Here is a 14,382-nt window from a genome sequence, read left to right as displayed (position 1 = left end):
CTGCTCCCTGCTTTCGAACCGAGGTGTCCGGCGCCGATCGTGCCGAGCCGGTCTGACGTTGGAGGTCGATCAACCGTTCCCGCGATCACGCGTGCAGTGATTCCAGTTCCGAGAGGAGTTCGGAGGCGGTGACCGGGTCGACGTCGAAGGTGGCGGGGCCGCCACCGCGAGGGGCACCCCAGGCGCCTTGCCCGGTGGGGTCGAACCAGAGTTCGGTCACCTTCATCTCGGGGTCCAGGTCCACCATGCCCACGGTGATGCCGGGATCCAGCGCGGCGACCAGGGCGCCGCCGGACGGGAGCGGGCGCGTCATCCACGGCTCGCAGCCGTTGTCCTGCGGCTGGCAGCGCGCCCAACCCCGTTTGGTGAGGCCGAGGAGCTTGCCGACCGGGATGTCCCGGTCGAGGTACTTGTGGAGCTGCGGGATGGTGTCGCCCGGGGTGAAGGCGTAGGTGGGACGGCCCAGCTGCGGGAACGGCTGCAGGATCTCGTAGTCGGCGAAGACCTCGCCCCAGGACTCCAGCGAGTCGGCCAGGTCGACCGGGTGCGCCACCCGGACGGTGGCCCCTGCCGGAAGGGTGACCTCGTCGTCGGAGGCGTTCGCCAGGGTGCGGTCTTCCGCGAGGCGGAAGGTCAGGCCGCTGTCGGTGATCCACACCAGGCGGCGGACCAGGTGCCAGAGCAGGGGATGGGCGGCGAGGACCGTGTGGAACTCCTCGGCGGTCCAGGTGCGCTGGTCGACCATCGCGCGTTCGAGGCGGTGGATCTGGTCGGACGCGACGGAGCGCACGTCCTTCTTCAGCTGGGCGAAACGCTTGTGCTCCGACGGCGCCAGCTCCTGGTCGTCACGCGCTCCTGGTTTGGGAAGGTCCTTGCGGCGCTTGCCTTCCTCGTCCAGGACGTAGGGCTTGAGGTGCTCGTCGAAGCCCACGGTGAACCGGCGCGGGCCGTAGTCGATCGCCAGCGTCGCCTCGTCGTCCAGGCCCAGGCGCGGCACGAGGCGGTCGGACAGCTGGTCGCGGGACAGGCCCAGCGCGGCGGCGATGTCGGACACCTTCTCCTGGGCCTTCGTCTTGAGGCCCTTGAACTTCACCCTCTCCGCGATGCTGTTCAGGTTCATCAGCGCGACCTCGCTGCCGATCTGGGCGAGCACGTCGAGGCCCGCCACGGCGCGGGCGTGCTGGCTCTCGCCCGGCCAGGCGCGGATCAGCGGCGCCAGGCGGCGCACCGTCTCGTCGTCGCCGAACCAGCCGAGCGCGGTGAGGACCCAGCCGTCCTTGGCCGGCGCGCCCACGTCCTGCCAGCGGCCGAAGACCGCCCAGGCGAACTCCGCCAGCGACGCGCGGTCACACGCCTCGACGGCGAGCGGCAGGCCGGGGTAGACGGCGTCCTGTTTGGACAGCGCCGCCGTCATCAGGAGGGTGCGAGTGGCCTCGGCGGACAACGCGCCGGAGCCGTCGGCCAGCAGCACCTGGGGCAGCAGGGCGAGATCGGCCCAGGCGCCGATCGCCGGCAGCTTCGCGGGGAGGACGTCGAGCGGGTCGACCTCGATCAACGTGCGGATCGCCCCGGCCGCCTCGGCGCCGTGCGCGGCGGCGAGGGCGATGACGTCGACGCCCAGCTCCAGGTGGAGGTGACGCAGGGCGAACTCGGCGTTGCGGCGTGCGGGGCCCGCCGCGCCGAGAGCGGCCGGCAGCAGCAGGCGGCCCGCGGCCTCGCGGTGCCGGGACAGCCACGAGACGGCGAACGCGCGAGCGGTCTTGAGGCGGACGAACCAGTCCGCCATCAGCCCCGCGACCTCGGTGGTGGCGTACGGCAGCAGCACGACGCCGGACACGTGCGGGTTGCTCGCGGCGAGGCGCAGCAGAGCGGGCAGGGCGTCCATGCCGAACCGGGCCGCGATGCGCCTGCCCCAGAACTCGCTGCCCCACGTGTCGGCCGGCGTCCAGCCGGCCAGCAGCGGCCGGGCGAGCTCCTCCGGGCCGATCGCGAACAGGTTGTGGCTGCTGCGGTGGCTGCTTTCACCGGCACCGATGGCCTTGGCCAGCGATTCCCAGTTCTGACCGTGGCCCATCCACCAGCCAACGACCTTCGACCACTCCTCGTGCTCGCCCGGCAGCCACGCGACGTGGGCCGCGGGCACCGGAAGATCCCGCAGCACCACGGGCTTCGGCTGCGGGCGGCGGTGCGTCCACGGCGGCGAGGCCAGCACAGGCGGCAGCGCGCCGGCCGGTGCGTCGGGCACCGGCTCGATCAGCGCGGCGACCTCGGCCGTCAGGTCGAGGCCCGGATGCCGGCGCACGTGGGCGCGCAGCAGGTCGCGGACGTCCGCGTCGGCGGCCGCCCTGGCCGCCATGAGCCGCGCCGCCCGCACCGGGAACGCCGCCATCGCGGACACCAGCGCGGGCCGCACGTACCTCTCCCGCAGGCGGCCCAGCAACATCAGGAACGCCTCGTCGGTCGGCAGCGCCGCCAGCACCTCGAGCCCCAGCTTGCGGTTCTCACTGCCCCACTCCACCTTCGCGCGGAGCTCCGCGTCGATGACCGGTGCGAGCGCCGGGCCCACGACGTGCAGCGCGGAGTACATGCCGGTCGGCGACCAGATCAGGCCACCCCGCCGCAGGTCGCGCAGCTGCTGCACGGTGCTCGCCGAGGAATGCACCAGCCAGTACGCGATCGAGGTCGCGTTCGCTTCCTCGAACCAGTCGTGACGGGTGGGGGCGAGGAAGGCACGGGCGACCTGGCTGAACGGCGTGCCACCGGCCTTCTCCAGCCCTGCCAGCGCCGCGTCGTAGGTGGCGTCGTCCGCCGCCGCCAGCGCGGTGCGCACCTCGATCAGCGCCCGGGCTTCACCGCTGTGCTCGTGGAGGTGCTGCGGCCGGTACACCCTCAGTTGCGCGGCGCTCGTGCTCACCGACGGCTGGTGCACCGCCGCGAGCGCGGCGAACGGGAGGCCGAACTCCTCGATCCACCAGTGCACCGGTGACACGGCGGAATCGGCCGCACTGGCCAGCACGGCCGCGCCCAGTGGAGTCGGCCGGCCCTCGAGCTGATCCCGCAACGCCCGCACCAGGTCCGGCTCCGACGACGAGTGGGAGAGGCACTGCTCGATCCTCTCGGCACGCTCGGCGACCCGCTCGCGGAACCGCTGCGCCTGCGCGGCGTCGACCACGAACTCCCGCACCGGTGCGACATCCCTGCGGCTCATCGCCTGCCGCTGCCACTCCGGCGGCATCACCCAGGCGTCCTCGTCCCGGGCAGGAGCCTCGGCGGGAACGGCTGGAACGGCGGAGGAGGCGGCGGGCCTGGCGGGGACGGTGGAGGAGGCAGGAGCGGCCGGAGCGACGGGATCAGCGTGCGAGGCGGCGGGCTCGGCGGTGCGCCGGTAGCCCTTCTTCTCCTTCTCCGCCACCAGCTTCGCGACGTGCGCCACCGCGGCCGCCTCGGAGGCGAGCTCCTTGGTCTGGGTCTGCCCGGCCGCCCCCAGCCGTCCGAATCGGACGGTCAGCACGGCACCGGCCTGGGCGACCTCCCAGAACTTCGCCGAGCCACCGGAGACGAGCTCCCACCTGCCCACCGCAAGACCCCCTGAACTCGACCTGGAGCTGATGTCCACGGACCGTACCCAGGGGGTCTGACAGTTTTTGTCGATCAGGTGAAATCGCTGGTCAGAGCTTCCACCACAGCGCGGTGTCCGGCGGGAGGAGCAGCAGCCCGTCGCGCACCCCGTAGTACGACGAAGCCAGCAGCACCGAGCCCGGATCCGGCAGTTCCACGACGGCACCGGACAGGTTCACCGCGCACGCCACCCCGTCCCGTTCGAACCACAGCACGCCGTCCGGACCGTCGACCCAGGTGAGACCGGCGCCCAGCGCGGGGTTCTCGCGGCGCACCCGCAAAGCGTTGCGGTAGAAGGACAACATCGAGTCCTGGTCGCCCGTCTGCGCCTCCACGCTGAGCTTCGCCCAGTCCGCGGGCTGCGGCAGCCACGCACCGCCGGTGCCGAACCCGAGCGACGGCCCGGAAGCCGCCCACGGCAACGGGACGCGGCACCCGTCACGGCCGCGTTCGGTGTGACCGGACCGCTCCCACATCGGGTCCTGCAGCACCTCGTCCGGCAGGTCCAGCACCTCGGGCAACCCGAGTTCCTCGCCCTGGTACAGGTACACCGATCCTGGCAACGCCAGCATCAACGCCAGCGCGGCGCGCGCACGGCGCAAACCGGCCTCACCGCCGCCGTACCGCGTCACGTGCCGTTGCACGTCGTGGTTCGACAGCACCCAGGTGGTAGGCGCCCCAACGGGTTCGACGGCCGCCAGCGACGAGTCGATGACCGACCGCACCGCCTCGAAGGTCCACTCGGCGGAGAGGTAGTGGAAGTTGAACGCCTGGTGCATCTCGTCGGGACGCAGGTACATGGCCGTCCGCTCGGCCGAAGGCGTCCACGCCTCCGCGACGAGCACCCGCTCGCCGGGGTACGAGTCCACGACCGCACGCCACTCGCGGTGGATCTCGTGCACACCGTCCTGGTCGAAGAACGGCAACGGCTCCGTGCCCAGCAGCTTGAGCTGGTCGGCGTGGCCGATGTCGGGCAGCCCCGGTGCCTTGATCATCCCGTGCGCCACGTCCACCCGGAACCCGTCGACGCCCAGGTCGAGCCAGAACCGCAGCACGTCGCGGAACTCCGCGCGCACCTCGGGCAGCTCCCAGTTCAGGTCCGGCTGCTCCGGGGCGAACAGGTGCAGGTACCAGGACCCGTCGGCCACCCGCGTCCACGCCGGACCACCGAAGACGGACTCCCAGTCGTTGGGCGGCTGGTCCCCGACGCCCTCGCGGAAGATGTACCGCTCACGGTTGCGTCCGGCCAGCGCCTCCTGGAACCACGCGTGCTGGTCAGAGGTGTGGTTCGGCACGATGTCGACGATCACCCGGATACCGAGCGTGTGTGCGTCGTCCACCAACGCGCGCACGTCGTCGAGTCCGCCGAACTGCGGGTCGACCGCGCGGTAGTCCGCGACGTCGTAGCCGCCGTCGGCCATCGGCGACGAGTAGAACGGCGTGATCCAGACCGCGTCGACACCGAGGTCGCGCAGGTAGGGCAGGCGCGAGCGGATTCCGGGCAGGTCGCCGACACCGTCGCCGTCCGAGTCGGCGAAGCTGCGCACGTAGACCTGGTAGATGACGGCGTGGCGCCACCAGTCGTGGGACATGTCCCTGCCTTCCGATGGGGTGTGTCAGCGATCCAGGAAAGACGTTGCAAAAGTTTTCCGCAAGTCGGCTTGAGGATTGATGGAGAAGAGCCTCCAGGTCTGCAAAGTTTTGCAACCCCGAATAATGCGTTGCAAGCGCGCCACGCCATCCGTCAGAGTGGATCTCGACGAACCGGAGGAAGGGAGCCAGCCGTGATGCAACACATGCGCCATCAGCAGATCTGGTGCTCCTCGGCATGAACTGACTCATGTCTCCGGGGAGCCGTCCCGTCGCACTCAGCGACGAGGCGGCTTTTTTGATGCCCGTTGGTCCAATTGGCACGGACACCGCGCTCTGAACGCGGAGATCGAGGTTCGAGTCCTCGACGGGCAGCCGTGACCGAAGCCGAAGCAGTCGAGGCACCAGGTTGTGGTCCTGGTCGAAGCCGGTGCGAGTCCGGTCGGTCACTCCAGCGCGCGGGATCCGGCGATCACCCAGGCCTCATAAGCCTGGGGTGCCTGGTTCGACACCAGGACGCGCGACCAGGAGAGCGAGGAAGGCGTCGTGCAGGACACCGTTGGTGGCCAGCACGACGTCCTCCTCGACCACCGTCACGCGGCCGCCCGCCTCCTCGACGAGCACCGGCAGGCACGCCAGGTCGAACTCGTCCAGGCCCGCACCCGCCGCGATCACCGCGTCCGCCCGGCCCGTGATCAGGTCCAGCACCGACGTGGAGCCGTCCACGACGACACACTGTTCCAGGGACGGCTTCCTCCTGCCGTGCAAGCACACGCGCGCGCCTGCGACAGTGTCCTGTGAGGACACATGGGCGACTTCTTCTTCCTCGCCGCGGAAGATCCGGCAGCCGATGCCCCGTCCGGCCGCCATCGTGATGCCCAGCGACGGCATCGCGGACACGGCCAGCGCGTTCTCCAGCGCCAGGTCCACCGAGTAGGTCGGCCGCCCGGCCACGAAGTCGGCGGTGCCGCTGATCGGGTCGACGAGCCACCGCCGGCCGGAGGTTCCCACGCGCTCGGGACGTTCCTCGCCCACCACACCGTCCTCGGGCACCGCTTCGGCGAGCAGCCGGCGCACCAGGTCCTCGACCTGGAGATCGGCCGGGGTGACCTCGCTGCCGTCAGCCTTGAGCCGCACGTCGTGGTCGCCCGCCCGGAACGCGCGTTCCGCCACCTGCGCTGCCCGGCAGGCGATCCGCAACGCCAGCCGCATGTCGGTCCACATGGTCGCGAAGCCTGGCGCGCCTGCCGGACGGGTGTAACAGATGTAGCGTTCTGCTACATGATCGAGTTCGTGCTCGGCGAGTCCGACCTGGTGGACGTGCGGTTCGCCGTCTCACCGCTCAGCGAACTGACGCTCAGCCTGCGGGTGCTGAAGGACCCGGCGAAGTACCCGCTGCACCTGCCGTGGGTGCGCGGCATCCGTGGCGTCGACGCCGAGGTTCTCCTGGCGCTGTCCACCACCCGCGGCTGGACCCCGGACTTCCTCAGTCCCCGCCCGCTGACGCCGTTCACGCGGATCGAGGACGAGTTCGCCGCGCTGCGCGGGATCCCGGTCCGCACCATGCGGCGTGACTACCGCGCACTGTTCGGGGACGTCCCGGTCGCGTTGCGCGATCGCGGCCGGGTGCTCGACGCGCTGGAGCACTACTGGCACGCGGCGCTGGCGCCCCGGTGGGACCGGATGCGCGCGGTGCTCGAAGCCGACATCGCTCACCGGGGCCGCGACATGGCCCAGCACGGGCTGGCGGCGATGTTCTCGGGGATCTCCGATCGGATCACCTTCTCCGCTCCGGTGGTCCAGGTGCGGATCGCGGGCGCGCGGCCGCGGCGGGTGGAGGCCGCGGGACAAGGGCTGACCTTGGTTCCCAGCGTGTTCGCGCGTCGCTCGGCCGTGCCCGTCGACCCCGGCGCACCGCCGTTGCTGATCTACGCGGCCCGCGGCGCCGGCACGGTGTGGGAGAAGGGCCGCAGCCGTGGCCCCGCGGCGCTCGCCGGTGTCCTCGGCCAGGTGCGGGCGGACCTGCTGGCCGAGCTGGAGCAGCCGTGCTCGTCCACGGACATCGCGCGTCGCACGGGCGTCACGACCTCGGCGGTGAACCAGCACCTGCGGGCGTTGCGCGACGCCGGGCTGCTCGCCTCGCAACGGCACGGCCGCAGCGTCGTCTACGCCCGCACCGAACTCGGCGACGCCCTCGTGTCCCATTCCGTGGAACGGGGAAGCGGCGCCGCGAGTCCGTCGTTCGCAAGGACATGAGCTTCGCGGAGGACTGGCAGACCTGGAAGACGGAGCGGGAGACCACGCTGGCGGACCCGTACGGGTGGCTTGCGCTGGTTTCACTCGACTGGCTGGAGGCGAGCCCACGCACCTATGACGGCCTACCGGGCGAGTGGTGGCAAGACGACGACGCGGCGTACTGGCGCAACGAGGGAGAGACGCAGCGGTTCGAACTCGTCCAGAGCGGCGCCGGCACACGGGTCGCGGCGGGTGACGTCGAGATCGAGATTGCCCGGCGCGGCGGATACCTGATCCGCGTGCACGACCCGAAGGCCCCGGTGCTGCAGGACTTCAAGGGCGTGCCGTCGTACGAGCCGCAGGAGAAGTGGGTGCTGGAAGGCGAGTACGAGCCGTTCGACGCGCCCGTGCCCACGACCGTCGGTGCGGTGGTGGAGGGCCTCAGTCACGTGTACGAGGCACCGGGTCGTGTGCGGTTCAGCTACAACGGCACCGAGCACACGCTGACGGCGTTCAACGGCCGCAACGGCGGGCTGAGCATCCTGTTCACCGACGAGACCAGCGGCGTCACCACCTACGCGGCCAACCGGCAGCTCGCCGCCACCCCGCACGACGGCAAGGTCGTGCTCGACTTCAACCGCGCGACGAACCTGCCGTGCGCGTTCACCGACTTCGCCACCTGCCCGCTGCCGCCCGCGGGCAACCACCTGTCGTTCGGCGTCGAGGCGGGGGAGAAGACGCCGTACGAGCGCCACTAGAAGAACTCGTCGAGCAACTGGTACCAGGCGAGCAGCTCAGGACTGGGGGTGAGGCCGTAGGCGCGGTCGAACGCGGCTACGGCCTCTTCGCCCAGTTCCCGGTGCGCCAGCGCGATGTCGCGGTGCCGGTCGGACACGCCCAGCCGTGCCATATCGATGAGCACGGTCGAGCCGTCCGGGCGCAGCAGCACGTTCGCCGGACAGAAGTCGCCATGCGCCACCACGAGGTCCTCGGTGGAAGGGGCGCTGGCGACCAGGCGTTCCAGCAACTCCTCAGGTGTGACACCGAGGTTGTCGTCGTCGAAGTCGGCCGGGTCCACCAAGCCGGCCTCGACGTTGTGGCGAGCGCTTTCCAGCAGAACGGGAATCGTCGCGTCGTAGGGGCACGAGGCCACCGGCAACGAGTGCAACGACCGCAGCACGGTGCCCATCACGGTCGCCGCGACCACCGGGTCGGCGGACGCCAGCGAGGGGGCGCCGACATCGGCCAGGACCAGCCAGTCCTCGGCGAACGCCTGGACCTCCGGCACCTCGAAATGCCTGCCCAGCCACAGCAACCGGTCGCGCTCCTCCGCGCCCGAGCGCTTCACGTAGCTGGACCCGGCCCGCCACACGTCGCCGGACAGACCTTCGTGGTCGTCGGACCACGCGGCGGCCGGACCGGCCGCGCGCAGGACCTCGTCAGGGATGTTCACCTGATCATTCTCTCCACGTGGGGGCCGTCCGACCAATCGAGTTCCGGTACCGAAAATCCTTGACGTGGCAACGGGAAGAGCGGAAAGGTCGGGACTGAGGGGAAGACTGGGGAGGATTCCATGAAGAAGATCGCTGTTGTGGTGTGCGCGTTGGCGGGTCTCGTGATCACGCCCGCGGCCCACGCCGCCGAACCCGACTGCACGTTCACCGACGCGTTCTGCGCCTGGGACCAGACCGACTACGAGGGCGCCAGGTTCAACGTCTCGCCGATCGGCTCCTCGGCGTGCGTCGATCTGGTCGAACACGGCTGGGGCAACAGGATTCGCTCCGCCTACAACAACAGCACCAAGACCGCGTCGCTGTTCGCGAGCGACGACTGCACCGGCCGGCCCTACCCGATCGACGGCAAGACCGGCCAGCCCGGCATCACGTTCCAGGCGGGCAGCGTCTTCGTCCAGCGCTGACGCTCACTCGCAGGCGGTGCCGTCCTTGTCGTTGTCCAGCCCGTAGATGTCGGTACCGATGACGCGGATCGGGCCTGCCACGTAGGCCGGCCCGTTCCCGGTGCCGCCGGCACAGTCCACATCGGACGCGATCGGCACGCACCCGCTGTAGTTCGGGTCGCACGAGGGCTTCGGCGCCGGCTGCGGCTGAGGCTGCGGAACGGGCTGAGGCTTCGGCTGAGGTTGTGGCTGGGGTTGCGGCTTCGGCTGAGCGACCGCCGCAGGAGTGGTGGTCGTCGTAGTAGTAGTGGTCGTTGTGGTGGTGGTGGTCGACGTCGTGGTGCTGGTCGGTGCCACCGTCGTCGTGGTCGTGACGGGCGAGGACGTCGTGGTCAGACCGGCGGCGCTGCCCTTGTCCGGCGCACCACCGACGGCGGCCCCGATGATCCCGATCGCGAAGAAGAACGCGAGCAGGCCGGCCGCGCCGATGGCCACCGGCGCCACCCACGACTTGCGCGCCGTCGCGACCGGCACGATCGCGCCACGGGGGATCTCGCGCGGCATCCGCAGCGAGATCTGCAACAGCCCGTTGCCGCCGCGCTGGACGAACGCGGCGCAGCCGGTCGCCCCGCCGCCGGACTCCACGTGCATCAGCACGGGCGCATACCGTTGCGACATCAGGAAAGTCAGCTCGCCCACGCGGTAGCCGTCGAGCCGCACCTCGATCCCGCGCTGACCGCGGTGCTTGCCGGCGGCGATCACGCACCACGTCAGGTTCACGGCGACGTGCCGCGTCACGCCGTCCGGAACCGCGTACCGCGACAGCACGTCCTGGTGGTGCTGCTCGCCGGTGACGGTCACCGTCACCTCGCCGGGAACCATCACCAGACCGGCGGCCGAGTTCTCGATCACTGTCGCGACTCCCTCGAGGATGGGCTTGTACGCCTCACCATCGAGAACTCACTGCCGGTGTTACCGACGGCGCCTCGAAGTTGTACCGAACGGGTGAAAATCGAGCAGATTCGTCACGGACGGTCGACGATCGCCGATGTAAGTCCTTTCGGACGACCTGATCAGGCGCTCGACCGCAGCACCAGCGAGGTGGGCAGCAGCAGCGACGGGGGCAGCCCGTGCTCGCCCGCCAGCTCCGCGAGCAGCCGCCACGTCATCGTGCGCCCGAGCTCCTCGACGTCCTGCCGGATCGTCGTCAGCGGCGGTGTGGCCGTCGCGGCGAACACCGAGTCGTCGAACCCGACCACGGCGACGTCCTCGGGCACGCGCTTGCCCTGGGCGTGCAGCACCTGCAACGCGCCCAGCGCCATGATGTCCGCGGCCACGAACACCGCGTCGAGGTCGGGAGCCTTGCGCAGCAACAGTTCCATGGCCCGTGCGCCACTCTCCGGCGTGAAGTCGCCGTGCGCCACGAGGTCCGCGGAGAGCCGGGCCTCGCTGAGGCCGCGCTTGAACCCGCTCAGGCGATCGGCGCCGACGGCCATGTCCTTCGGCCCGGCGACGGTGGCGATGCGCTTGCGGCCCAGCGACGCCAGGTGCCGTGCGGCCTCCAGGGCGCCGGTGAAGTTGTCGGCGTCCACGAACGGGACGGTGGTGCCCAGCGGCCGTCCGCCGGACACGACGGGCAGGCCGATCTCGGCGAGCATCGGCACCAGCGGGTCGTCGCCGTGCAGGCTGACCAGCAACGCGCCGTCGACGTGGCCGCTGCTCAGGTAGGTGACGAGATCACCGGTGTCGGACGGCTGGCTCATCATCAGCAGCAGCTGCATGTGGCGGCCGGCCAGTTCGGAGTGGATGCCCCGCAGCACACCGGCGAAGAACGGGTCGGACAGCACGCGGCCGGTCGGTTCCGAGACGACCAGGGCGATGGCGTTCGCCCGGTTGCCGGCGAGGGAGCGCGCGGCCTGGTTGGGGGAGTAGCCCAGCTGCGCGATGGCGGCGTGGACGGCCTCACGCGCCTTGGCGCTGACGTACTGCTCGTCGTTGATCACGCGCGAAACGGTCGACTTGGACACTCCGGCGACCCGCGCGACCTCTTCGATCCGGGGGCCGGGACGTCGCTTCGCCGTCTCGGTCATACGGCCATCCTAGGCTGCTTGGCCGGACCATGATCTGTTCAGGTCCATCTTCGTTCCCCCTCTTCACGGCGGCGTGCGCCAAGTTTCCAAGATCGTCCGCACAAATTCCGCACAGCACCCCCGAGTTCTGGCACCATGCCCCCCGAGGAGGGCTAGTGCGGTATCGGCTTCTTGGGCCGCTGCAGATTTGGCGTGGGGGCGTGGAACTGCGGCTGGGCGGGCCCCGGCAAAGGGCACTGCTCGCGGCGTTGGCGCTGCATGCCAACGAGACGGTCAGTTTTGAACATCTGAGCGAGGCGGTGTGGGAATCTCCACCCGCGGCTCCTGAATCGAACATACGAACCTATGTCGCCGCCTTGCGCAAGCTCGTGCTGGACGACCTCGTCACCGTTCCGGGTGGCTACCGGCTCAAGGTGCCGGAGGGAGAGGTCGACGTCGGCGTCTTCGAAGCGCTGTGCGCGGCCGGCGACGAGGCGCTGAAGCGGGGCGACCACCGGGCGGCGGTCGCGAAGTACGAGGAAGCGCTGGCGTTGTGGCGTGGCCCGGCGCTGGACGGCCTCACCGTGGGGCCGCGGCTCGAAGCCGAGCTCACGCTGCTGCAGGAACGGCGGCTCACCGTCGCCGAGCAGCACGCGCGGCTGTCGATCGAGCTCGGCCAGGGCGAGCGGCTGATCCCCGAGCTGCGGCGGCTGACGAAGCAGTTCCCGTTGCGGGAACAGCTGTGGCTGCAGCTCATGCACGCGCTGCAACGGGCGAACCGGCCGGCCGAGGCGCTGCAGGTCTTCGACGACGTGCGGGTGCTGCTCGCCGACGAACTCGGCACCGATCCGGGCGGCGAACTGCGGGAACTGCACGCACGGCTGTTGCGCGGCGACCAGCCGCGGCCGGCGCTGAACACCCTGCCCCGCGACGTCGCGGACTTCACCGGCCGCATCGCCGAGATGGACCGGCTGACCAGGGCGGTCACCGGCAAGGCAGCGGTCGTGATCTCGGCGATCGACGGCATGCCGGGCGTGGGCAAGACGACACTCGCCGTGCACCTGGCGCACCGCCTGGAGTATCCGGACGGTCAGCTGTTCATCGACCTGCACGCGCACACCGCGGGCCGTGCGCCCGTGGAACCGACGGACGCGCTCGACGTGCTGTTGCGCGCGCTCGGCCTGGAGGAGATCCCGGTCAGCCTGGACGAACGGGCCGCCCTGTGGCGGGCCGAACTGTCCCGGCGCCGGTTGCTGGTCGTGCTCGACAACGCGGTGAGCGCCGACCAGGTCCGCCCGCTGCTGCCGGGCGTGCCGGGCTCGCTGGTGCTGGTCACGTCCCGTGCCCGGCTGGTCGAGCTGGAAGGCACCTCGACGCTCACGCTGGACGTGCTGTCCGAGGCGGAGGCGTTGCAGCTGTTCGCCACGATCGTCGGCGACGAGCGCGGCAACGACGCCGCCGCTCGTGAGGTCGTGGAGCTGTGCGGGCGGCTGCCGCTGGCCGTGCGCCTGGCCGCCGGACGGCTCCGCAGCCGTCCCACGTGGACCACCGCCCATCTCGCGACGCGGTTGCGCGAGGGACGATTATCCGAACTGGACGCGGTCTTCGCGTTGTCGTTCAGCCAGCTCCCCGCCGCTCACCAGCGGCTCTTCGGCCTGCTGGGCCTGCACCACGGCACCGACTTCGACGTCCACCAGGCCGCGGCGCTGGGTGAGCTCGACCTGCTCGAGACCGACGGGATGCTCGAAGACCTCGTCGACGTGCACCTGCTGGAGCCGACGTCGCTCGGCCGGTACCGGATGCACGACCTGCTCCGGCAGTACGCGCAGTCCAGGGTGGACAGCACCCGCGCGCCGCTGACCAGGCTGCTCGACCACTTCCTGGACACGGCGAACCAGGCGACGCGGCTGATGTCGCCCGCCGCGCGCAGGTACGAGGTCGACATCACCTACCGGCCCGAGTCGAGGCTCGTGCTGCGCGACTACGACCACGCGGTCGAGTGGCTGGAGACCGAACGCCAGACGCTCGTGGCCGCCGTGGCCCTGTCGCTCGACGGCGACTGGCGCACACACACGTGGCAGCTCGCACGCGCGTTGACGTTCTTCTGCATGGTGCGCGGACACACGCGTGACTGGGCCACGATCAACGAACTGGCACTGGAGGCCGCGAAGGACGAGCCGGTCGCGCTCGCGATCACCACGAAGAACTACGCGATGGTGTTCTGGCAGACCGCGCAGTACCCGAGGGCCATCCACTACAACGAGCGCGCGATCGAGATGCTCCGGGAGCTCGGCGACCTGCAGGGCGTGGCGGGCACGCTGAACAACCTCTCGCTGGTCTACCGGACCCTCGGACGGCACGCCGAGGCCGCTGAGCTGCTCGAACAGGCCATCACCGTGGCCCGTCAGCTCGGCGACCGGCACCTCGAGTCGCAGGCGATGAGCAACGTCAGCAACATCTACAGCGCGCTCGGCCGTTACGACGAGGCGCTGCAGGCGTGCACGTCAGCGCTCGCGTTGATGCGCGAGATGGGCAGCCGTCGCGACGAGGCGGACACCCAGAGCGCGCTGGGCATGATCCTGCACGCCATGGGCCGGCACTCCGAGGCGTTGGAGGCGCTGGAATCGGCGTTGGCCGCCGTGCGCGCGATCGGTGACGTCACGACCGAAACCGTGGTGCTCAACTACCTCGGTGAGGTGCTGACGGCGGCCGGACGTCCCGCTGAGGCCGTCACGCGGTTGCACGAGGCGTTGGAACTGGCCGAACGCATCGACGACCGGCGTGAGGCCGCGAACGCGCACAAGCACCTCGCTCGCGCGGTCTCGGATCCCGCCGAGGCGGCCCGGCACCGGAAAGAGGCGGACGAGAGGTTCGCGGCGCTAGCTTGAGTTTTAACCTGTTCGGCGGGGTCTCGGGTTGGTGGACTTCTTCTTGTTGCCGTGCTGGGGTTTCTGTTTGTTGGTGCTGGTGATG

The 14,382-nt window shown here is 70.5% G+C and carries 10 protein-coding genes and 2 tRNA genes; 6 read left to right on the top strand and 6 right to left on the bottom strand.

What is annotated here, in order from left to right; genetic code table 11:
- Positions 1-85: 85 nt before the first annotated feature.
- Both AB0M48_RS44955 and AB0M48_RS44950 read right to left on the bottom strand, forming a co-directional pair.
- A complete protein-coding gene (locus AB0M48_RS44955; protein WP_363855330.1) occupies positions 86-3,577 on the bottom strand; it encodes a DUF4132 domain-containing protein in 3,492 nt (1,163 codons plus the stop codon).
- A 91-nt stretch (positions 3,578-3,668) separates the two neighbouring features.
- Positions 3,669-5,210 (bottom strand): glycoside hydrolase family 13 protein, encoded by a 1,542-nt coding sequence (locus AB0M48_RS44950; protein ID WP_363855327.1) that lies wholly within the window; start codon positions 5,208-5,210, stop codon positions 3,669-3,671.
- A 300-nt stretch (positions 5,211-5,510) separates the two neighbouring features.
- On the opposite strand from AB0M48_RS44950, the gene AB0M48_RS44945 reads away from it, so the two are divergent.
- Positions 5,511-5,583, top strand: a tRNA-Gln gene (locus AB0M48_RS44945).
- 80 nt (positions 5,584-5,663) lie between these two features.
- A tRNA-Ile gene (locus AB0M48_RS44940) sits at positions 5,664-5,735 on the top strand.
- Here AB0M48_RS44940 and AB0M48_RS44935 read toward each other — a convergent pair.
- Positions 5,692-6,420, bottom strand: coding sequence for an inositol monophosphatase family protein (locus AB0M48_RS44935; RefSeq protein ID WP_363855402.1), 729 nt, complete (start codon positions 6,418-6,420; stop codon positions 5,692-5,694). The two genes, AB0M48_RS44940 and AB0M48_RS44935, sit on opposite strands and share 44 nt — an antisense overlap.
- 69 nt (positions 6,421-6,489) lie before the next feature.
- Between AB0M48_RS44935 and AB0M48_RS44930 the strand changes: the two genes are divergently transcribed.
- Positions 6,490-7,464, top strand: a complete 975-nt coding sequence (locus tag AB0M48_RS44930) for a DUF5937 family protein (RefSeq protein WP_363855399.1) — start codon at positions 6,490-6,492, stop codon at positions 7,462-7,464.
- Positions 7,461-8,201 (top strand): DUF1684 domain-containing protein, encoded by a 741-nt coding sequence (locus AB0M48_RS44925; protein ID WP_363855325.1) that lies wholly within the window; start codon positions 7,461-7,463, stop codon positions 8,199-8,201. The genes AB0M48_RS44930 and AB0M48_RS44925 overlap by 4 nt, the downstream gene beginning before the upstream one ends.
- Here the strand turns inward: AB0M48_RS44925 and AB0M48_RS44920 are convergent.
- Entirely contained in the window at positions 8,198-8,896 is a 699-nt protein-coding gene (locus AB0M48_RS44920) for an aminoglycoside 3'-phosphotransferase (protein WP_363855322.1), read from the bottom strand. The genes AB0M48_RS44925 and AB0M48_RS44920 overlap by 4 nt on opposite strands.
- A gap of 120 nt (positions 8,897-9,016) precedes the next feature.
- Here AB0M48_RS44920 and AB0M48_RS44915 point away from each other — a divergent pair, with 120 nt between their 5' ends.
- Complete coding sequence (locus AB0M48_RS44915; RefSeq protein WP_363855319.1) at positions 9,017-9,361, top strand: peptidase inhibitor family I36 protein; 345 nt, start codon at positions 9,017-9,019, stop codon at positions 9,359-9,361.
- 3 nt (positions 9,362-9,364) lie between these two features.
- On the opposite strand, the gene AB0M48_RS44910 is transcribed toward AB0M48_RS44915, so the two are convergent.
- Both AB0M48_RS44910 and AB0M48_RS44905 read right to left on the bottom strand, forming a co-directional pair.
- Positions 9,365-10,252: a hypothetical protein gene (locus AB0M48_RS44910; RefSeq protein WP_363855316.1), complete on the bottom strand. Its 888-nt coding sequence runs from the start codon at positions 10,250-10,252 to the stop codon at positions 9,365-9,367.
- A 161-nt stretch (positions 10,253-10,413) separates the two neighbouring features.
- Positions 10,414-11,430: a LacI family DNA-binding transcriptional regulator gene (locus AB0M48_RS44905; RefSeq protein WP_363855313.1), complete on the bottom strand. Its 1,017-nt coding sequence runs from the start codon at positions 11,428-11,430 to the stop codon at positions 10,414-10,416.
- A gap of 29 nt (positions 11,431-11,459) precedes the next feature.
- Between AB0M48_RS44905 and AB0M48_RS44900 the strand changes: the two genes are divergently transcribed.
- On the top strand, positions 11,460-14,297 hold the full coding sequence (locus tag AB0M48_RS44900) for a BTAD domain-containing putative transcriptional regulator (RefSeq protein ID WP_363855311.1): 2,838 nt from the start codon (positions 11,460-11,462) through the stop codon (positions 14,295-14,297).
- The last annotated feature ends 85 nt before the right edge of the window (positions 14,298-14,382 follow it).

It is taken from the genome of Lentzea sp. NPDC051208 (assembly GCF_040682435.1).
GTDB classification, from domain to species: Bacteria; Actinomycetota; Actinomycetes; order Mycobacteriales; family Pseudonocardiaceae; genus Lentzea; species Lentzea kristufekii.
The sequence above is the reverse complement of the archived record's forward strand: the minus strand, read 5'-3'. Positions and strand labels throughout refer to the sequence as shown.

Coding starts and splice junctions, on each gene's coding strand:
- AB0M48_RS44950 (WP_363855327.1), bottom strand. CDS start 5,210: ATGTCCCACGACTGGTGGCGCCACGCCGTCATCTACCAGGTCTACGTG.
- AB0M48_RS44935 (WP_363855402.1), bottom strand. CDS start 6,420: ATGCGGCTGGCGTTGCGGATCGCCTGCCGGGCAGCGCAGGTGGCGGAA.
- AB0M48_RS44930 (WP_363855399.1), top strand. CDS start 6,490: ATGATCGAGTTCGTGCTCGGCGAGTCCGACCTGGTGGACGTGCGGTTC.
- AB0M48_RS44925 (WP_363855325.1), top strand. CDS start 7,461: ATGAGCTTCGCGGAGGACTGGCAGACCTGGAAGACGGAGCGGGAGACC.
- AB0M48_RS44915 (WP_363855319.1), top strand. CDS start 9,017: ATGAAGAAGATCGCTGTTGTGGTGTGCGCGTTGGCGGGTCTCGTGATC.
- AB0M48_RS44905 (WP_363855313.1), bottom strand. CDS start 11,430: ATGACCGAGACGGCGAAGCGACGTCCCGGCCCCCGGATCGAAGAGGTC.
- AB0M48_RS44900 (WP_363855311.1), top strand. CDS start 11,460: ATGATCTGTTCAGGTCCATCTTCGTTCCCCCTCTTCACGGCGGCGTGC.